Genomic DNA, 18,504 nt, shown 5'->3' with positions numbered 1-18,504 from the left:
GTTACCCTAGCGCAGGAGGACCGCCATGTCCCTGATGCTGCTTCGAGAAAACCGCAACTATCGCTGGCTGATGTCGGCCTCGGCCGTGTCGAACCTGGGGGACGGCGTGTCGATGCTGGCCTTCCCATGGCTCGCGTCGCTGATCACGCGGGACCCGTTCCTGATTTCCCTGACGGCGATGGCGGGGCGGTTGCCGTGGTTCCTGTTCACCCTGCCTGCGGGTGTCTGGACCGACCGGGTCGACCGCCGCAAGCTGATGATTCGGGCCGACCTGTTCCGCTTTGCCGTCACGCTCGGCGTGGTCTTTCTGGTGCTCGCCGCCCCGCCGCCCGTCGCCTCGCCCGGGATGGCCATCGCAGCTCTCTGTGCCGTGGCATTCCTTCTGGGATCCGCCGAGGTGTTGCGCGACAACGCGGCGCAGACCGTCCTTCCATCGGTTGTTCGCGCCGCGGACCTGGAGGCGGCCAATGGCCAGATGTGGACGGTGGAGCGCGTCACGGGCCATTTCATCGGCCCGCCCCTTGCCGGTCTGCTCATCGCGATGGCCCTGCCGGTGCCCTTTGCCTTCGACGCGGCGACGTTCGCGCTGGCGGCGACCTGCGTCTGGCTGATGGTGATCCCGGCCCGCATAGCACCCGCGCGACGCAGTTTCCGGGTTGAACTGCGCGAGGGGCTGGCCTGGATCTGGGGCCATGTCCTGATCTGGCGGCTGGCGATCATGCTGGGGGTCATCAACGCCTGCAGCATGGCGTCGCTGACGATGCTTGTGCTGTTCAGTCAGGACATTCTGGGCCTGGGCGCCGTGGGTCACGGTTTGCTGCTGACCGCCGGTGCGGTCGGGGGCGTGGCGGGCGGATTGCTTGCCCCGGGGGTCGCGCGCCGCTGGGGTCCGACGCGAAGCCTTCGGGTCTCGCTCGTGGCCTTCGCATGTGCCTACGCGCTGATCGGGGTGGCGAAAGCGCCTTGGGTCGTGGCGCTGGCCCTGGCCGCCGAGGCGGGGTTCGGAATGCTCTGGAACGTCGTCACGGTCAGTTTTCGGCAGCGAACCATCCCCGACGCCCTGCTCGGTCGGGTCAACAGCGTCTATCGGTTTTTCGGATGGGGGATGATGCCGCTTGGGGCGATTGCGGGCGGCCTGCTGGTGTCCACCTTCGAGCCGACCCTGGGGCGCGAGACGGCGCTGCGGCTGCCTTACCTGATCGGCGGCGGGATCGTCGCGGGGCTGGCGGTTGTGGGCTATCTGATCCTGCGGATGCCCGACGCGGACAACAAGCCCTGACAAAAAAGAACCCGGGCCGAAAGCCCGGGCAAGTCCAACAGGGAGGTTGCATCTGTACGTCCCGCAGATGCGCCGGTATGGTTAATGGTATGCACAGAGCCGCGTTAACGTAAGGTTAATTGCCGCGATGGTTCATTTTCACTGATCGCCTGTGGCGCGACCATCACGCCATAAGCCGATAGCCGCCGCTTTCCGTCACCAGCAATCTGGCGTTTGACGGGTCGGGTTCGATCTTCTGACGCAGGCGGTAGATGTGAGTTTCGAGCGTGTGAGTCGTCACCCCCGCGTTGTATCCCCAGACCTCGTGCAGGAGGATATCGCGGGCCACGGTGCCATCGGCCGCGCGATAGAGGAACTTCAGGATATTGGTCTCTTTCTCGGTCAGGCGGATCTTCCGCTCGTCCTCGGTGATCAGCATCTTCATCGCGGGCTTGAAGGTATAGGGCCCAAGCTGGAAGATCGCGTCCTCGGATTGCTCATGGGTTCGCAGCTGCGCGCGGATGCGGGCCAGCAGGACCGGGAACTTGAACGGCTTGGAGATATAGTCGTTCGCCCCCGCATCGAGGCCCAGGATCGTATCGGCATCGGTGTCGTGACCGGTCAGCATGACGATGGGGCATTTGACGCCCTGCTTGCGCATCAGGCGGCACAACTCGCGGCCGTCTGTGTCCGGCAGGCCGACATCGAGGACGACCAGATCGTAAAGCTGCTCCTTGGCGCGGGCCATGCCGGTGACACCGCTGTCGGCTTCGAAAACGTCGAATTCTTCGGTCATGACAAGTTGCTCGGCGAGGGCGTCGCGCAGATCGTCATCATCATCTACGAGAAGGATTTTCTTGAGGTTGGCCATTGTGAAGCTCCGTAAGTGTTGAACCATTGGTGCCGTGAAGTTGACGCAGAGGGAAGTCCGCGCGCCCGACCTCACGTCGACGTGTCGCCAAGGGCGCAAATGTTTCATATGTGACGTGGAAGGGGCGTTGGACGGCTCCAATTGTTACAGGAGTTCACGACGAAAATGCTTTCACCGACCCCGAACGAACTTGCGGTCCGGGCGCGGGCCGACCTGCGGGTCGGCCTGCCCGTCGCCATCGGGGGTGTTGTTCTCGCTTCGGTCGAGACGGTGTCGCAGGCCCGGCTTGACGCTCTGCGCACTGCCGGCCCACTGGTGCTGTGCGTCAGCGGTCGGCGGGCGGAGACGCTGAAGGCGCGCGCCTATGACGGTGACGTGGCGCGCATCGCGGTACCGCAGGATACAAGGCTCGACTGGCTTCAGGCGGTGGCCGACCCCGCCGATGACTTGCGAATGCCCATGAAGGGACCCCTCACCACCTTGCGCGGCGGTGACTGCGGCCCCTGGCGGCAGGGCGTGGCCCTGGCGAAGGCGGCACAACTGCTCCCGGCCGTCGTGGGCGTCGCGATGACGCCCCCCGCCGGCGTGACGCGTCTGCCCGTGGATGAAATGGCCCGCCCGACCCTGCCCTCGACCGAGGTGGCCTCGGCCCGCGTGCCCTTCGCGGTCCATGCGGCGGGCCGCGTTCACGTCTTCCGCGAAGGCGATGGCGGCGAGGAGCACTATGCCATCGAAATCGGGATGGTCGACCGGGCGGCCCCGGTTCTGACGCGGCTCCATTCAGCCTGTTTCACCGGTGACGTTCTGGGCTCGCTCAAATGCGACTGCGGCCCGCAGCTTCATGCGGCGATGCAGGCGATGGCCGACAACGGCGGCGGCGTGCTGCTCTATCTCAATCAGGAGGGGCGGGGCATCGGGCTGGCCAACAAGATGCGCGCCTATGACTTGCAGGATCAGGGGTTCGACACCGTCGAGGCCAACCACCGCCTGGGGTTTGAGGACGATGAACGGGACTTCCGACTGGGGGCGGATCTGCTGGCGCGCCTTGGCATCGCGACCATCCGTCTGATGACGAACAACCCGCGCAAACTGACCATGATGCAGGCGCAGGGGGTTTCTGTTGTCGAGCGGGTGCCGCTGCACGTCGGACGTGGACGGGACAATGCGGCCTATCTGGACGTCAAGCGTGACAAGTCGGGGCATCTGGAGTGACCGCCGGATCCGAGACGACGACGCCCGATGATCTGGTCCTGACACCAGGTGGCGTCCGGTTTCAGGGGCGCCTCTTTCCCTGTTCCATCGGCAAGGGCGGGCGGCGCGAAGACAAGCGGGAGGGTGACGGCGCGACGCCCGTCGGCGTGCACGGGATCGTCGGAATGCTCTATCGGCCCGACCGCATGGCGCGACCGGCGGATTGGGCCCTGCCGATCCGGCCCGGCGACCTGTGGTGTGACGACCCGGCGCACGAGGACTACAACCTGATGGTACGCGCGCCCTTCGACGGGTCGGCCGAACGTCTGTGGCGGGCCGACAGGCTCTATGACCTGATCATCCTGACCGACTGGAACTGGCCCCGGGCCGAATACCGGCGCGGATCGGCCATCTTCCTGCATCGCTGGCGGCGGCCCGGCTTTGCCACCGAAGGCTGCGTCGCTTTCGATCCGGGTCATCTTCGCTGGATCGCGGCGCGGATCCGCTATCGGACGCGGCTGATAGTGCGCTAGCTGCGGACCCGGTCGCCGAAGATGGCGGAACCGACGCGGACATGGGTCGCACCCAGGGCAATCGCCTGTTCGAAATCCGCCGACATCCCCATGCTGAGGCCGGGCAACCCGTTGCGCGCGGCGATCTTGGCCAGAAGCGCGAAGTGAAGCGACGGCGTCTCGTCGACCGGCGGGATGCACATCAGGCCAAGCAACGGCACATCCAGTGCGCGAATATCCCGGATCAGGGCGTCGGCCTGTTCGGGTGCGACACCGGCCTTTTGCGATTCGTCCCCGGTGTTGATCTGAAGGAACAGGCCGGGACAGCGGCCCACCTGCTGCGCGATATCGGCAATGCGCGTCGCCAGTTTCAGGCTGTCGACGGAATGGATCACGTCGAATAGCTCGACCGCGCCGCGCACCTTGTTCGATTGCAGGGGCCCCAGAAGGTGAAGCTCTACCCCGTCGTAGGCGTCTTTCCAGGCGGGCCATTTGCCCTGCGCTTCCTGCACGCGGTTTTCTCCGAAAACCCGGTGACCGGCCTCAAGAACGGCGGTCACACGCTCGGGGGGTTGCACCTTGGAAACGGCGATCAGCGTCACTTCGGCGGGGGACCGGCCCGCAGCCTCGCAGGCGGCGGCGATACGGGCGGTGATATCAGGCAATGGCATGGTCAGGTCTCCGGATCGTCCCGACCGACATGCCCAAAAGAAAAGAGCGGGCGCAAGGCCCGCTCTCTCCTGTTCCGTGATCCGGGATGGATCAGAAGGACATGCTCACACCGAGCGAGACGGTGTCGACGTCGCCCAGGTCAACGCCGCCGACTTCACCCGACGAGGCACCGTAGCCGAAGACGACCGAAGCGCCGCCGCCCAGGTCGTAGCCGACCGAGAGACCGATACCGTCGAACTCGGCGCCGCCAGCGGCGTCCGTGTCGTACTGACCGTAGTTCAGGTGAGCCGAGATGGCGCCCGAGGAGTAGCCGACGCCCACACCGATGTGGTCGGTGTCGAAGCCGGGGGTCAGAGCGCGAGCGGGGAGATACTGCCCGATCGAGGGGACGTGGTTGTCATAGGTGACATACGACAGACCGGCCGAGAAACCGCCACCGAAGGAGGCGTTGGCCGAGACACCCAGGGTGTCGACGCTGACGTTGCCGAGGCTGGCCGACTGGTAACCCAGGCCGAGGCCGACCGTGGTGCCGCCGAGGTCCAGGTTGTACTTGAAGCCGATACCCAGAACGTCGTCGTTGCCGATAGCGTTGGTGTCGTCCAGCTCGGCCGAGAGGGCCACGCCGAAGTCGCCGAAGGAGTAGTCGTAACGGGCGATCTGACCGTCATACAGACCGTCGAGGCCGGCGTTGCCGTTGTAACCGGCGTGCTCGGTTTCGTCGTCGGCGATGGAGCCACCGTTGAAGTTGACTTCGGTCAGGGCCCAGTCCAGCGCACCGTCGGTGTCGCCCATCGTCAGGGTGCCGAAGGCGCCCGAGATGAAGATAACCTCACCGCCCTGCGTGGCAGGTGCGAAAGCGCCGTTCTCGTCGAGATCGACAGTGGCACCGAAGGTCAGGCCGCCGTCGGTTTCACCCGACATGGTGAAGGTGACGTCGATGTCGGTGAAGAACTGGGTCACACCGCTGGCAACGTTGCCAGGCGACACGAACGTGTCCGCGTTGAAGATACCCATCTCGGCAACGCCGGTGATGGTGATTTCGGCCGAGGCGGCGCCGGCGAAGGCAACCAGAGCGGTCGAGGCGAAGAGAACTTTTTTCATGGTTTTCCCTCGTGTTTCAAATCGTCCCCACCACGGGAATCGCGTTGGGCGTGGTTGTCGTTTCCCTCATCCCCCCCCGCGTCGCAAGCGATGCACGGCAGGGGTCCCGGAAAAGGCCGAATTCATGGTGCTTTCTTGTCACAGTGAACGAAGGGGTGCCCCAGTCCCGCCCCAGTTGCCCGTTCCGTGTTGCCGGACTGCGTCGCAGCACCTTGTTTGCCCCTGTCTTCCTGCGCTAGTCAGGGCACATCAAAAGACCGGGGCGAAATCGGGGGACAACATGCGGGCAGGCAGGATGCTTCGGACACTAATAGTAGTGACGGCAGTCGTGGCAGTGGCGGGATGCAGTGGCGCCGGTGGCCCGCTCTTCGGCAAGACACGGTCTGAACGGATCGCCGATCAGGACAATCCCCAGACGATTGCGCGGGCCAACCGGGCCAACTCCAATACCTCGACGATTTGGGATCTGTTCAGTAACGCGGACGACCCGAATGTAACGCTGGAGGTGAACCGCTATCTCTGGGCGGCGTCGCTGGATGTGTTGTCCTTCATGCCGGTGCAGAACGCCGATCCTTTCTCGGGCGTGATCCAGTTCGGCTATGGAACCCCGCCGGGCGGCGGTCGCGCCTATCAGGCGACGGTCTTCATCAAGGACCCGGCCCTGGACGCGCGCAGCTTGAATGTCTCGCTCCGGACGCGGGGCGGTACGGTGAGTCGCGACACGCAACGCGCCATCGAGGACGCCATCCTGACCCGCGCCCGCCAGCTTCGCATCAGCGACAGCAGCCTTTAAAGACGACACCCCACGCTCGGGCGCCTGACAGGCCGGGCCCGGGCCCGAGGACAGAACACATGACCTATGAGACCGCCGCCATCGAGGCGAAATGGCAATCCGCCTGGGACAAGGCGGACCTGTTTCGCGCCGTTCGCGATGACCGCCCCAAGTATTACGTGCTGGAGATGTTCCCCTATCCGTCGGGTCGCATCCACATCGGACATGTCCGCAACTACACGATGGGCGACGTCATCGCGCGCTACAAGATGTCCTGCGGTTTCAGCGTTCTGCACCCGATGGGATGGGACGCCTTCGGGATGCCCGCGGAAAACGCGGCCATGGCGTCGGGCGGGCACCCCAAGGACTGGACCTACAACAACATCGACGTGATGCGCGGCCAGATGAAGCCGCTCGGCCTGTCGATCGACTGGTCCCGCGAATTCGCCACCTGCGACCCCGAGTATTACGGCCAGCAGCAGGCATTGTTCATCGACATGCTCGATGCCGGGCTGGTGTATCGCAAGCCCGCCATCGTGAACTGGGACCCAGTCGACATGACCGTGCTGGCCAATGAACAGGTGATCGACGGTCGCGGCTGGCGGTCGGGCGCCGAGGTGGAGCGTCGCGAGCTGACGCAATGGGCCTTCGCGATTTCGTCCATGGCCGAAGACCTGCTCGACTCTCTCGCCACGCTCAAGGATTGGCCCGAGAAGGTCCGCCTGATGCAGGAAAACTGGATCGGCAAGTCGCGGGGGTTGCAGATGACGTTCGCGATGACCGCGCCGGTCCACGGGCACGCTGGCATCGAGATCTACACGACGCGACCCGACACCCTGCGCGGGGCGTCCTTCATCGCCATCGCGCCCGAACATCCGCTGGCCAAGGCGCTGGCTGCCGAAAACCCCGACCTTGCCGCCTTCAACGTCGATGTCCGCAAGGGCGGCACGACCGAGGAAGCGCTGGAGAAGGCCGAGAAGCGCGGCTTCGACACGGGTCTTACGGTCGAGAACCCGCTGGGCGGCACATTGCCGATCTGGGTCGCGAACTTCGTGCTGATGGACTATGGCACCGGCGCGATCTTCGGCTGCCCGGCGCATGACCAGCGCGATCTGGACTTTGCTCGGAAATATGAGCTGTCGGTCACCGACACCTTTGTGGCCCTCGACGGGGGAACGCCTGTGGCGAACGAGGCCTTCGTGCCGCCCAAGACCGAGAAGGTTCGCTGGATCGATCAGCCCGCCGGTGTCACGGAGGCCACCGGGCAGGAGGCCATCGACGCCACAATCGATTGGGCAGAGGCCAAGGGCATCGGCACCGGCAAGACGCAGTACCGCCTGCGCGACTGGGGCCTGTCGCGGCAACGCTATTGGGGTTGTCCGATCCCTGTCGTGCATTGCGACGCCTGCGGTGTCGTCCCCGAGAAGAAGGAGAACCTGCCCGTTGTCCTGCCCGATGATGTCACCTTCGACATTCCGGGCAACCCGCTCGACCGGCATCCGACCTGGCGCGACACCACCTGCCCCGCCTGCGGCAACCCTGCGCGGCGCGAGACGGACACGATGGATACCTTCGTGGATTCGTCGTGGTACTTCGCCCGCTTCACCGCACCCCACGCCAAGACGCCGACCGATCTGGACGAGGCATCCTATTGGATGAACGTCGATCAATACATCGGCGGGGTCGAGCACGCGATCCTGCACCTGCTCTATTCGCGCTTCTTCGCCCGCGCGATGCAGAAGACGGGGCATTTGCCGCAAGGCACCGAAGAGCCGTTCAACGCGCTCTTTACCCAAGGCATGGTGACCCACGCGATCTATCAGACGAAGGACGACAAGGGCCGCCCGGTCTATCACCTGCCCGAAGATGTCGATCTGGAGACGGGGACGGTCAGGGCGACGGGCGAGACGATCGAGGTCATCCCTTCGGCCAAGATGTCGAAATCCAAGAAGAACGTCGTAGACCCGATGGACATCATCGCCAGTTATGGCGCCGACACCGCGCGCTGGTTCGTCCTGTCGGACAGCCCGCCGGAGCGGGATGTGGAGTGGACGGCCTCGGGGGCCGAGGCCACGCACAAGCACCTGCGCCGCGTCCACCGTCTGGCCGAAGACATCGCCCGCGCCGACCGCAGCGACACGGGTGCCGACGCAGATCTGGCCCGCGCCACCGCCCGCGCCATCGCCGAGGTGACCCAGGGCATCGAAGGCTTCGCCTTCAACAAATCCGTGGCCAAGCTCTATGAGTTCACCAACACCCTGCACAAATCCGACGCCAGCGCCGCCGCGCGCCGCGATGCGATGAAGGTGCTGGCACAGCTCATGTCGCCAATGACCCCGCATCTGGCCGAGGAAATCTGGTCCATGATGGGGGGCGAGGGCTTTGTTCTGACCGCGCCCTGGCCCGTCGCCGATCCGGCCCTGCTGGTCGATGACAGCGTGACCCTGCCGATCCAGATCAACGGCAAGCGCAAGTCCGAGATCACGGTGCCCAAGGATCTGCCCAGGGATCAGGTCGAGGCCCTGGTGATTCAGGACAGCGCCGTGCTCAAGGCGCTGGATGGCGGGCAGCCGCGCAAGTTGATCGTGGTGCCGGGGCGGATCGTCAATGTGGTGGTCTGATCCCACCCGACGCCTGATCCTGACCGCCGGGCTGGCGGCGACACTGCTGTCGGCCTGCAACTTCACGCCCGTCTACGGACCGGGCGGCGGCGGCGGGGCGCTCCGGGGTGCGATCCTGGTGACCGAACCCGACACCGACATCGATTTCGCCTTCGTGCGCCGGGTCGAAGAACGTCTGGGCCTGCCGTCGGCCCCACGCTTCGATCTGACATATACCTTGGCCACGACCGAAAACGCGCTGGCCATCGACGGGTCGAACAATATCGAACGGTTCAATATCGAAGGCCGCCTTGCCTGGCAGGTGATACCGATGGGCGACACGACGCCGGTTCTGTCCGGGTCCGAAGCCAGCTTCACCGCCTATGCCGCCACAGGCTCGACCATTTCCACGCTGGAATCGCGGCGGGACGCGGAACGTCGGTTGGCCATCATCCTCGCGGACAAGGTGGTCGCCCGCCTTCTGGGCGACGCCGCGACGCTGGCGCAATGAATCTGCGCGGCGCCGCCGTGGCAAAGTTCCTTGCCAAGCCGGACCCCGCCACCGCCGGGGCGTTGATCTATGGCGCGGATGCCATGCGCGTCGCCCTGAAGCGTCAGGACCTGATCGCGGCCCTGGCCGGACCGTCGGCGGACGAGGAGATGCGCCTGACCCGCCTGTCCGGAGCCGAGGCGAAGTCGGACCCGACCGTCGTGCTGGACGCGCTCAAGGCCGTCGGCTTCTTTCCCGGCCCGCGCGTGGTCTTCGTCGATGGCGTCACCGAACTTCAGGCGGGTCCGGTCATCGCCGCCCTGGAAGACTGGGTGCCCGGCGATGCCGCGCTCATCGTGACGGGCGGCGCGCTCAAGAAGACATCGAAACTGCGCAAGGCGTTCGAGGGCCACAAGAGCGCCGTGGCCATCGGTCTCTATGACGATCCCATGGGTCGGGAGGAGATCGAGGCCGCCATTGCCGCCGAAGGCCTGCAGCTGACGCCCGAGGCGCGGCGCGGCGTCGATGCGCTGGCCGCAACCCTCGATCCCGGCGACTTTCGCCAGACCCTGGCCAAGATCGCGCTCTATGCCGGGGACGAGGCCGTCACACCCGAGGCCGTGTCGCTGATGGCCCCCGCCACGATCGATGCCGACACCGACGAGGTCATCGCCGCCGCCGCCGATGGCCGTGCCGCCGCCATCGGCCCGTTGATGCAGCGCCTAAACGGGCAGGGTGTCGCCGCCGTGACCCTGGTCATCTTTGCGACCCGTCATTTCCAGCAGCTTCACGCGGCCGCCGTGGGCGGGGGTATCGGCTCGATCCGGCCGCCGCTTTTCGGGCCGCGTCGCGACGCCGCCGAACGGCAGCTGCGCCAATGGGGTGCCCGCAAGCTCGAGGCGGCGCTGGACCTGCTGATGGAGACGGACCTGACGCTCCGGTCCTCGTCGCGCGCGCCGCAGATGGCCGTGATCGAACGCGCGTTGATCCGTCTGGCGATGATGGCCGGGGCGCGCTGACCCCACGGTCCCTCATCCCGCTGGACCTGGCTTTCGCAATCCCCGAACATGCGGGGGCAATCGGGATGAGGACAGGACGATGAGGACAGGACAATGAAAATCGGATTCTGGGGCCTTGGGGCCATGGGGATGGGCATGGCCAATTCGTTGGTCCGCGCGGGGCACGACGTGGCGGGCCACGATCCGCGCGGTGTGAAGCCGGAGGGCGGCGTGACCCTCGACCCCTCCGACATGGAGGCGGCGGTGATTTGCGTACTGAACGCCGAACAGACCGAGAGCGTGATCGACAGTCTTCTGGGCAAGCTGGCCCCGGGCGCGGTCGTCATGGCCTGCGCTACTGTGTCCCCGGACTTTGCCCGCGCGCAGGAGGCTCGCTGCGTCGATGCCGGACTTCACTATCTGGACGCGCCGATCTCGGGCGGCGCGGCGCGGGCGCAGAAGGGCGATCTTGCGATCATGGCGAGCGGCACCGACGCGGCCTTCGCCAAGGCGCGACCGGTCCTTTCCGCGACGGCGTCGTCTGTCTACGAGATGGGGGATCGGGCCGGCCCCGGAAGTGCGATGAAGGCCGTCAACCAAATCCTTGCCGGTGTCCATATCGCTTCCATGGCCGAAGCCATGGTCTTTGGCGTGACACAGGGCATCAGCCCCGCGCGCTTCATGGAGATCATCCCGCAATGCGGCGGCACCTCCTGGATGCTCGAGAACCGTGGCCCGCATGTGCGTGACGCCGATTACACGCCCCTGTCGGCGGTGGACATCTGGCCCAAGGACCTGGGCATCGTGAAGGAAATCGCCGCCGCAGCCGGCATGGAGATGCCGCTGGTCGAGGCTGCCCTGGCGCAGTACCGTAAGGCCAGCGCCGACGGTCTGGGCCGCGAGGACGATGCCGCTGTGGCCAAGACCTATGCAAGGCAGGCCGGTGTCGAACTACCCTGATGCCCGGCGCGCATGGGCCGCCGCCGCGCGGCCCGCGTGCAACCCCGTGGCCAGACAGGCGGTCAGCAGGTAGCCGCCCGTCGGCGCCTCCCAATCCAGCATCTCGCCCGCGACAAAGGTGCCGGGCCGGTCGCGCAGCATCAGGTCGGCGTCGACCGCATCCCACCGAAGACCGCCCGCCGTCGAAATCGCCTCGTCGAGCGGGCGCGGGCCGATCAGGGGCAGCGGCAGGCGCTTGATCGCCTGGGTCAGGTCATCGGGCAGCGGGCGCGCCAGTTCCTGGATCAGCGCGATCTGCACCGGGGTCAGTCGCAACGCCTTGCGCAGATGGTTGGGCAGGCTGTCCTTGCCGCGCGACGCCAACCTGTCACGCACCTGTGCCGCCGTCATGTCGGGCTTGAGATCGAGGGCCAGTGCCGCCCCGTCGCGCAGGGCGGGCGTCAGGGGATAGAGACCGCCGCCCTCGATCCCCTTCGACGACAGGGTGAATTCGCCGCGATGCGTCACACCGTTGACGATCAGCCCGGTGTTCTTGACCGCCGCGCCGAAGTGGCGGGCCATGTGCCGCGACCAGGCGACCTCGAACCCGACATTGGCCGGTTTGAAGCGGGCCGTCGACCGGGCAAGCCCCGCGATATCGGCCCAGGCCCCGTCCGACCCCAACCTGCGCCACGACGCCCCGCCCAGGGCCAGAACCGTCGCCCCCGCGACGACCGCCCTGCCATCCGCGAAACGCAAGGCCGCGTCCTCCCACCCGGTCCAGCGCGCGCGGCGATGCAGGGTCACGCCCAGATCGTCCAGCCGGGCCAGCCAGGCACGCAACAAGGGCGAAGCCTTCATGGCCTCGGGGAAAACCCGCCCCGTAGAGCCCACGAAACTCGCTTGCCCCAATCCGTCCATCCAGTCACGCACCGCTTCCGGCCCGAAACGTGCGACAAACGGCTCCAACTCCGGGCAGCCATAGGCGGCGGTAAAACCGTCTTCGATCCTGGTGATGTTCAGGCCCGACTTGCCCGCCATCAGGAATTTGCGCGCGGGGCTTGGCATATGGTCGAAGATTTCGACCGCGCAACCCGCCGCCGCCGCCGCTTCGGCCGCCATCAACCCCGCAGGGCCCGCGCCGATCACCGCGACCCTTGTCTTGTCGGTCTGCTGTTCCATCCTTCATCCCATGTCAGAGGACGACGCCCCCGACCAGCCCGATGACGGGCCGCCAACCTGCGCGCTGTGCCAGCGTCCGGTCCTGCCGGGCACGCCGCAAAGCTGGCATCACCTGATCCCGAAGCTGCGCGGCGGCAAGGGCGGGCCGACGGTGCTGATGCACCAGATCTGTCACAATGAGATCCATGCCACGGCGAGCGAGGCGGAGTTGGCCCGGCTCTGGAATACGCCCGAAGACCTGCGACGGCATCCCAGGCTCGCGCGGTTCATCACCTGGGTCCGCAAGCGCCCCGCGGATTTCCACTCAAAGACACCGGGCGCGCGGCGCGGCTGGAAACGTCGCTGAAGCGCCCGGAAACCCCAGGCCTAGGCGCCGACGCGCTTGTTGCGGTTCGCCACCAGTTTCAGGCGCAGGGCGTTGAGGTGGATGAACCCCTTGGCGTCGCGCTGGTCGTAGGCGCCGGCGTCCTCCTCGAAGGTCACATGCGCCTCGGAATAGAGGCTGTGGTCCGACCAGCGGGCCACGGTGCGGGCGCTGCCCTTGTAGAGCTTCAGGCGAACGGTGCCCGTTACATGCTCCTGGCTCTTGTCGATCAGGGCCTGGAGCATTTCACGCTCGGGCGAGAACCAGAAGCCGTTGTAGATCAGCTCTGCATAGCGCGGCATGATGCTGTCCTTGAGATGTCCGGCCCCGGCGTCCAGCGTGATCTGCTCGATCCCGCGATGCGCTTCCAGCAGGAGGGTGCCGCCCGGCGTCTCGTAGATGCCGCGCGATTTCATCCCGACGAAGCGGTTTTCCACCAGATCGAGGATGCCGCAGCCATGCTTGCCGCCCAGCTCGTTGAGCTTGGTCAGGATCGACGCAGGGGACATCGCCACGCCGTTGATGGCCACGGCGTCGCCCTTCTCGAAGGTGACCTCGACCATTTCGGGCGTGTCGGGCGCATCCTCGGGGCGGGTGGTGCGTTGCAACACATAGTCGGGCGCCTCTTCGGCCGGGTTCTCCAGAACCTTGCCCTCGGACGAGGTGTGCAACAGGTTCGCGTCCACGCTGAACGGGGCCTCGCCGCGCTTGTCCTTGGCGATCGGGATCTGATGCTTTTCGGCGAAATCGATCAGCCTGGTCCGGCTTGACAGATCCCACAGACGCCAGGGCGCGATGACCTTGATCTCGGGGTTGAGCGCATAGGCGGCCAGTTCGAACCGCACCTGGTCGTTGCCCTTGCCGGTCGCGCCATGGGCCACGGCGTCGGCGCCTTCGGCGGCGGCAATCTCGACCAGACGCTTGGAAATCAACGGGCGGGCGATGGACGTGCCCAGAAGATAGAGCCCCTCGTAGAGGGCATTGGCCCGGAACATCGGGAACACGAAGTCGCGCACGAATTCCTCGCGCAGGTCTTCGATGTGGATGGAGGTCGCCCCCATCATCTCGGCCTTGGCGCGCGCGGGCTCCAGCTCCTCGCCCTGACCCAGGTCGGCCGTAAAGGTCACGACCTCGCAGCCGTATTCCGTCTGTAGCCACTTGAGGATGATCGAGGTGTCCAGGCCGCCCGAATAGGCAAGCACGACTTTCTTGGGGGCGTCCATCGGGGTCTCCGCATAATCGGTTGCCTGCGGCGTAGGACAAAGCCGACGCGCCTGCAAGCCGCAGGCCCGGTCATTGACGGGGTGGAGGTGCCGGGCATAGGGCTGTGCGGACCCGAAACCGGAGGCCTTTATGCTGGGATGGAAGCTGTTCATTCGCGCGCTGACGCTGATCACCGACAACCTGCTGGCGGCGATGAAGGTGTCTTTGGTGCCTTACGCGCTTGCCGTGACGACCGGTCTGTCGGTGGCGTTCCTCTATCCGGAATGGGTCGGCGTCCAGCTCGACCCCGAAAATCCGCCCCCGCCCGGCTTCGTGTTCGGCACTTTCGGCTCCCTGCTGGTCGGCATCTTCGCAAGCCTCTGGGTGTCGGTCGGCTGGCATCGCTACGCGCTCCTGGGTGAACTGGGTGACGGGTGGATCCCGCCCCTGAACGGCACTCTCGTGATGGGATATCTGGGGCGGACCGTGCTGACCTTCCTGGTCGCGCTGCTGGCGGCGGCGGCCGTCGTCACCATGCTCGTCGTCCTTCTGGTCCCCCTGTTCGGTGAGTCGATCCAGACGATCCCGCTCGTCGCCGGCGTCTTCGCGGCTTGCCTTGTTTTCTACCGGATCGGCGTGATCCTGCCCGCGGGGGCTGCAGGCAAGCCGATGCGCATGAACGACGCGCTGATCGCCACAAAGGGCCAGGCACAGACGATCATCGTGCTGGCCTTCGTGACAGTCGGAGTGACGTTGCTGTTGCGCCTGCCCCTGTTGCTCGAAGACACGAATGTGCTCATTTCGACGATGTATCAATTCGTCACCGGCTGGATCGGTCTGATGCTGGGCGTCGGCACATTGACCGCGCTCTACGGTCATCTGGTGGAGGGCCGCCCCCTTGACTGATTTCGCCGCCCGGGCCGAAGCCGCGACGGTCGCGATGCGCGACGTGTTCGAGGCGACGCCGTGCCAGCGCAACGACTACCTGTCCGACCGCTTCAAGGCGGATGTCTGGCTAAAACGCGAAGATCTGACGCCCGTGCGCTCCTACAAGTTGCGCGGGGCCTTCAACGCGATGCGCAAGCTTGGCGGTGGTCGCGTGGCCTGCGCCAGTGCGGGGAACCATGCGCAGGGGGTCGCTTGGATGTGTCGGCATCTGGGGGTCGATGGCGTGATCTTCATGCCGGTCACCACGCCCGGTCAGAAGATCGACAAGACCCGGCTGTTCGGCGGCGACCGGGTCGAAGTCCGGCTGACCGGCGACTTCTTCGACGCCACGCTGACCGCGGCCAAGGCCTTCTGCGTCGAGTCGGGTGCACATTTCCTGTCGCCCTTCGACGATGACGACGTGATCGAGGGACAGGCATCGGTCGCGGTCGAATTGCGCCAGCAGATGCCCGAAGACCCCGACCTGATCATCGTGCCCGTGGGCGGCGGCGGCCTGTCGGCGGGCATGCTCGCCTATTTTCGGTCGACGGGCCGCGTTCCCGACATGCGCTATGTCGAGCCGGTCGGCGGGGCCAGCCTCACCGCCGCGCTGGCGGCGGGCAAGCCGGTGACGCTGGACAAGCTCGACACATTCGTCGACGGGGCGGCCGTCGCCCAGATCGGCATCCGGACCTTCGATATCCTCCGCCAGGTTCCGCCGCAGCATGTGCTGCGCCTGCCGGAGAACCGGCTGTGCATTTCGATCCAGGAACTGCTGAACACCGAAGGCGTGGTTCTGGAGCCCGCCGGGGTGATGTCCGTCGATGCCCTGCGCGATCTCGGCCCCGAGATCGAGGGGCGGCGCGTCGTCTGTGTGACGACCGGCGGCAACTTCGATTTCGAGCGTCTGCCGGACGTCAAGGAACGGGCCATGCGCTATGCCGGACTGAAGAAGTACTACGTCCTTCGGATGCCGCAGCGTCCCGGTGCGCTGCGCGACTTTCTGGATATCCTGGGTCCGGACGACGATATCGCCCGGTTCGAATACCTCAAGAAATCCGCCCGCAATTTCGGCAGCGTCCTGATCGGGATCGAGACATCCCACAAGGGATCGTTCGCCCGCCTTGAGGCGGAGATGATGGCGCGGGGGTTCACCTGGCGTGACCTGACGGACGAGCCTCTGCTGGCGGAACTTGTGATCTGACGATCGTCAGGCCGCGTCCAGAAGGGTGCCGAGTCGCACACGACTCTCCTCCAGCAGGGTGCGCAACCGGGCTGTCTCCTCGGGCACGCTGACGTCGCGCGAATTCTCCAGCTCGGCGGAGGCGCGGGCGACACCGCGCAACCCGATGTTGAGCGCGCCGCTGCGCAGAAAGTGCAATGCGCGGGCATGGTCCTCGTCCGACAGCCCCGCATCAATGCGTGCCAGCATCTCGTCGGCCTCTTCCAGATAGATGGCGATGATGAAGCCGAGATCTTCGGCCCCGATTTCGGATTCCAGTTCGGCAAGGCGGTCTGTGTCGATCATGCGGATATCTTGTCTGCAAATCTTTACCCGGACCTTAATGCGACCGGCGAAATCAGGCGAATTGACGCATTAACCGGCCCTTCATTGTCTTGGGGCATCTCCGGGAACGTCCAAACTGGACCGGAGCCATGACGACACGCCACCCGACCCTTCCGCCCCGACCCCAACAGCAGATTCGCGCGTTGGTGGTCGATGACAGCGCCGCACAGCGTCAACTGATTTCTGCGGTCCTGCTGCGCATGGGCTTCGACGTCGTGGCGCTGCCCGATCCGGGGCAGGCCCTGCATTATTGCATGACCGAGGAAGGCGCGCAGGTGCAGATCATCCTGAGCGACTGGCAGATGCCGGTGATGGACGGTCCGGATTTCTGCAAGGCATTCCGGTCGATGGTGCGCGACGACTATGTGTATTTCATCCTGATGACGTCCGAGACGGATCGCTGCGCCAAGGCCCGCGCGCTGGAGGCCGGGGCCGACGACTTCGTGACCCGACCCATCGACATCGCCGAATTGCGCGCGCGCCTTCTGACCGGCCGTCGGATCCTGGACATGCAGGAAGATCTGCAGCACCGCAATCACGAGGTGAAGACGACGCTCGACGACCTGATGCGCATCAACGCTGAGATGAGCCGCGACCTCGACGAGGCCCGCAAACTGCAGCGTGCCTTCATTCCCGACAGCACCTGGCGGATCGGGCGGTCGGAATTGTCGCTTCAACTCGTCACTTCGGGCCAGATCGGCGGCGATCTTGTGGGGTATTTCCCGATCTCCGACACCGAAATCGGGCTCTACAGCATCGATGTCTCGGGTCACGGCGTCGCTTCCGCCCTTTTGACCGGCCGTCTTGCGGGGCTGTTTTCCTTCAGTTCGCGGCGCAGCAATATCGCCTTTCTCGACAATGGCCGCGACGTGCACAGCCCAGAAGAGGTCATGTCGCGGCTGAACGAATTCATGCTGCGGGAAATGGACTCGGACATCTATTTCACGGCCGTTCTGGCCTATGTCGATCTTCGGTCCGGCCACCTGACCTTTTCACAGGCGGGCCATCCCCATCCCCTGGTCCGGCGCGCCGATGGCAGCGTGGAGCGTATCGGCCGCGGCGGGCCACCCGTCGGCCTGTTGCCGGAAGCGGAATTCGACTGCATCACCATCCGCCTGAACCCGGGCGATGCCTTTCTCGCCTATTCCGACGGGATGACCGAATGCACGGATACCTGGGGCGACATGCTGGAGGAGGAAGGGCTGATGGATCTGCTGGCTGGCATCCCCGAGGATACGGAGGCAGCGGTTGCGAGTCTCGAACAGGCGGTCAACGCGCATTCCGGGATCAACGATTTCGAGGACGATATCTCCATGCTGCTGTTCCGCTTCGGCGGGCCGGAAAGCGCCCGCAGAGGAATCGCCGCGGGCTAGCGTCGGCCGATCCCTCCGGCAGCCAGCCACCGCGCCAGGATCCGGCGCCCCCCGGGGCTTGGCAAGACGGCCAGGGCCTCCTGTGGCCTCAGCCAGAGGTCGGAATGACCCGGCTCGCTCGGCGCGCCAAGGCGAAGACCGACCTGGCCCAGATAGACGTTGCAGACCTTTTCGGCATGAAACCCGTAGTCGGTCATGAAAGTGTACTCCCGGAAGCCTCCCAGATGCCGAAGGATGCGGGCGGAATGGCCGGTTTCCTCGCGCACTTCGCGCAGCAAGGCGGGGATCGGCGATTCGCCGGGGTCGATCCCGCCACCGGGCAACTGGATATCCGGCCCCTCCGGTGTCTGCTGCACCGTCAAGAGAAGGCGCGCGCCGCGAACCAGCACGGCATAGGCCCCGGGCCTGCGTCGATAGACGACCCCGGCGCGGGGCGGGGTTCCATGGCGCGCGATCATGTCTTGCCTCCTGTCGGACCGGGGGT

19 protein-coding genes are annotated in these 18,504 nt (G+C 65.8%); 12 read left to right on the top strand and 7 right to left on the bottom strand.

Annotated features, from left to right (window positions below; all coding sequences use genetic code 11):
• Positions 1 to 25: 25 nt before the first annotated feature.
• Positions 26 to 1,279 carry an MFS transporter gene (locus tag BM002_RS17760; protein ID WP_092784562.1) on the top strand — a complete coding sequence of 418 codons (1,254 nt, stop codon included), beginning with the start codon at positions 26 to 28 and terminating at the stop codon, positions 1,277 to 1,279.
• Between the two features lie 163 nt (positions 1,280 to 1,442).
• Here the strand turns inward: BM002_RS17760 and BM002_RS17755 are convergent, their stop codons facing one another.
• Entirely contained in the window at positions 1,443 to 2,129 is a 687-nt protein-coding gene (locus tag BM002_RS17755; protein ID WP_092784559.1) for a response regulator transcription factor, read from the bottom strand.
• Positions 2,130 to 2,294: 165 nt separating this feature from the next.
• Here BM002_RS17755 and ribA point away from each other — a divergent pair, with 165 nt between their 5' ends.
• Both ribA and BM002_RS17745 read left to right on the top strand, forming a co-directional pair.
• Complete coding sequence (ribA, locus tag BM002_RS17750; RefSeq protein WP_092784556.1) at positions 2,295 to 3,341, top strand: GTP cyclohydrolase II; 1,047 nt, start codon at positions 2,295 to 2,297, stop codon at positions 3,339 to 3,341.
• Positions 3,338 to 3,853, top strand: coding sequence for a L,D-transpeptidase family protein (locus tag BM002_RS17745; RefSeq protein WP_245749316.1), 516 nt, complete (start codon positions 3,338 to 3,340; stop codon positions 3,851 to 3,853). The genes ribA and BM002_RS17745 overlap by 4 nt, the downstream gene beginning before the upstream one ends.
• Here the strand turns inward: BM002_RS17745 and BM002_RS17740 are convergent.
• Positions 3,850 to 4,503 (bottom strand): YggS family pyridoxal phosphate-dependent enzyme, encoded by a 654-nt coding sequence (locus tag BM002_RS17740; protein WP_092784553.1) that lies wholly within the window; start codon positions 4,501 to 4,503, stop codon positions 3,850 to 3,852. The genes BM002_RS17745 and BM002_RS17740 overlap by 4 nt on opposite strands.
• Before the next feature lie 91 nt (positions 4,504 to 4,594).
• The gene (locus BM002_RS17735; protein ID WP_092784549.1) at positions 4,595 to 5,605 is read right to left on the bottom strand and encodes a porin; all 1,011 of its coding nucleotides are present in this window, start codon (positions 5,603 to 5,605) and stop codon (positions 4,595 to 4,597) included.
• 295 nt (positions 5,606 to 5,900) lie between these two features.
• Between BM002_RS17735 and BM002_RS17730 the strand changes: the two genes are divergently transcribed.
• From BM002_RS17730 to BM002_RS17710, 5 genes are all read left to right on the top strand, one after another.
• Complete coding sequence (locus BM002_RS17730; RefSeq protein ID WP_245749315.1) at positions 5,901 to 6,398, top strand: DUF3576 domain-containing protein; 498 nt, start codon at positions 5,901 to 5,903, stop codon at positions 6,396 to 6,398.
• Between the two features lie 59 nt (positions 6,399 to 6,457).
• Entirely contained in the window at positions 6,458 to 8,998 is a 2,541-nt protein-coding gene (gene leuS, locus BM002_RS17725; RefSeq protein ID WP_092784545.1) for a leucine--tRNA ligase, read from the top strand.
• Positions 8,985 to 9,488, top strand: a complete 504-nt coding sequence (locus BM002_RS17720; protein ID WP_092784543.1) for a hypothetical protein — start codon at positions 8,985 to 8,987, stop codon at positions 9,486 to 9,488. The genes leuS and BM002_RS17720 overlap by 14 nt, the downstream gene beginning before the upstream one ends.
• The gene (gene holA / locus BM002_RS17715; RefSeq protein ID WP_092784541.1) at positions 9,485 to 10,486 is read left to right on the top strand and encodes a DNA polymerase III subunit delta; all 1,002 of its coding nucleotides are present in this window, start codon (positions 9,485 to 9,487) and stop codon (positions 10,484 to 10,486) included. Before BM002_RS17720 ends, holA begins: the two co-directional genes overlap by 4 nt.
• Positions 10,487 to 10,579: 93 nt before the next feature.
• The gene (locus BM002_RS17710) at positions 10,580 to 11,425 is read left to right on the top strand and encodes an NAD(P)-dependent oxidoreductase (RefSeq protein WP_092784539.1); all 846 of its coding nucleotides are present in this window, start codon (positions 10,580 to 10,582) and stop codon (positions 11,423 to 11,425) included.
• On the opposite strand, the gene BM002_RS17705 is transcribed toward BM002_RS17710, so the two are convergent.
• Positions 11,417 to 12,586 carry a TIGR03862 family flavoprotein gene (locus BM002_RS17705; RefSeq protein ID WP_092784537.1) on the bottom strand — a complete coding sequence of 390 codons (1,170 nt, stop codon included), beginning with the start codon at positions 12,584 to 12,586 and terminating at the stop codon, positions 11,417 to 11,419. The genes BM002_RS17710 and BM002_RS17705 overlap by 9 nt on opposite strands.
• A gap of 10 nt (positions 12,587 to 12,596) precedes the next feature.
• Between BM002_RS17705 and BM002_RS17700 the strand changes: the two genes are divergently transcribed.
• Positions 12,597 to 12,932 carry an HNH endonuclease gene (locus BM002_RS17700; RefSeq protein WP_092784535.1) on the top strand — a complete coding sequence of 112 codons (336 nt, stop codon included), beginning with the start codon at positions 12,597 to 12,599 and terminating at the stop codon, positions 12,930 to 12,932.
• Positions 12,933 to 12,952: 20 nt separating this feature from the next.
• Here BM002_RS17700 and BM002_RS17695 read toward each other — a convergent pair whose 3' ends face one another.
• A complete protein-coding gene (locus tag BM002_RS17695) occupies positions 12,953 to 14,173 on the bottom strand; it encodes an argininosuccinate synthase (protein ID WP_092784533.1) in 1,221 nt (406 codons plus the stop codon).
• A gap of 130 nt (positions 14,174 to 14,303) precedes the next feature.
• On the opposite strand from BM002_RS17695, the gene BM002_RS17690 reads away from it, so the two are divergent.
• Together BM002_RS17690 and ilvA are read left to right on the top strand one after the other, a co-directional pair.
• Positions 14,304 to 15,059 carry a hypothetical protein gene (locus tag BM002_RS17690; protein WP_092784531.1) on the top strand — a complete coding sequence of 252 codons (756 nt, stop codon included), beginning with the start codon at positions 14,304 to 14,306 and terminating at the stop codon, positions 15,057 to 15,059.
• The gene (gene ilvA, locus BM002_RS17685) at positions 15,052 to 16,284 is read left to right on the top strand and encodes a threonine ammonia-lyase IlvA (protein ID WP_092784529.1); all 1,233 of its coding nucleotides are present in this window, start codon (positions 15,052 to 15,054) and stop codon (positions 16,282 to 16,284) included. The genes BM002_RS17690 and ilvA overlap by 8 nt, the downstream gene beginning before the upstream one ends.
• Positions 16,285 to 16,290: 6 nt before the next feature.
• On the opposite strand, the gene BM002_RS17680 is transcribed toward ilvA, so the two are convergent.
• The gene (locus BM002_RS17680) at positions 16,291 to 16,608 is read right to left on the bottom strand and encodes an Hpt domain-containing protein (RefSeq protein WP_092784526.1); all 318 of its coding nucleotides are present in this window, start codon (positions 16,606 to 16,608) and stop codon (positions 16,291 to 16,293) included.
• A gap of 128 nt (positions 16,609 to 16,736) precedes the next feature.
• On the opposite strand from BM002_RS17680, the gene BM002_RS17675 reads away from it, so the two are divergent.
• The gene (locus BM002_RS17675; protein WP_092784523.1) at positions 16,737 to 18,020 is read left to right on the top strand and encodes a PP2C family protein-serine/threonine phosphatase; all 1,284 of its coding nucleotides are present in this window, start codon (positions 16,737 to 16,739) and stop codon (positions 18,018 to 18,020) included.
• Here BM002_RS17675 and BM002_RS17670 read toward each other — a convergent pair.
• Positions 18,017 to 18,478: an NUDIX domain-containing protein gene (locus BM002_RS17670; RefSeq protein WP_092784520.1), complete on the bottom strand. Its 462-nt coding sequence runs from the start codon at positions 18,476 to 18,478 to the stop codon at positions 18,017 to 18,019. The two genes, BM002_RS17675 and BM002_RS17670, sit on opposite strands and share 4 nt — an antisense overlap.
• Positions 18,479 to 18,504: the final 26 nt, after the last annotated feature.

This window comes from Jannaschia pohangensis (assembly GCF_900113875.1).
GTDB lineage: Bacteria > Pseudomonadota > Alphaproteobacteria > Rhodobacterales > Rhodobacteraceae > Jannaschia > Jannaschia pohangensis.
Note: the sequence above shows the minus strand (reverse complement) of the source record. Positions and strands in the feature narration are given on the sequence as shown.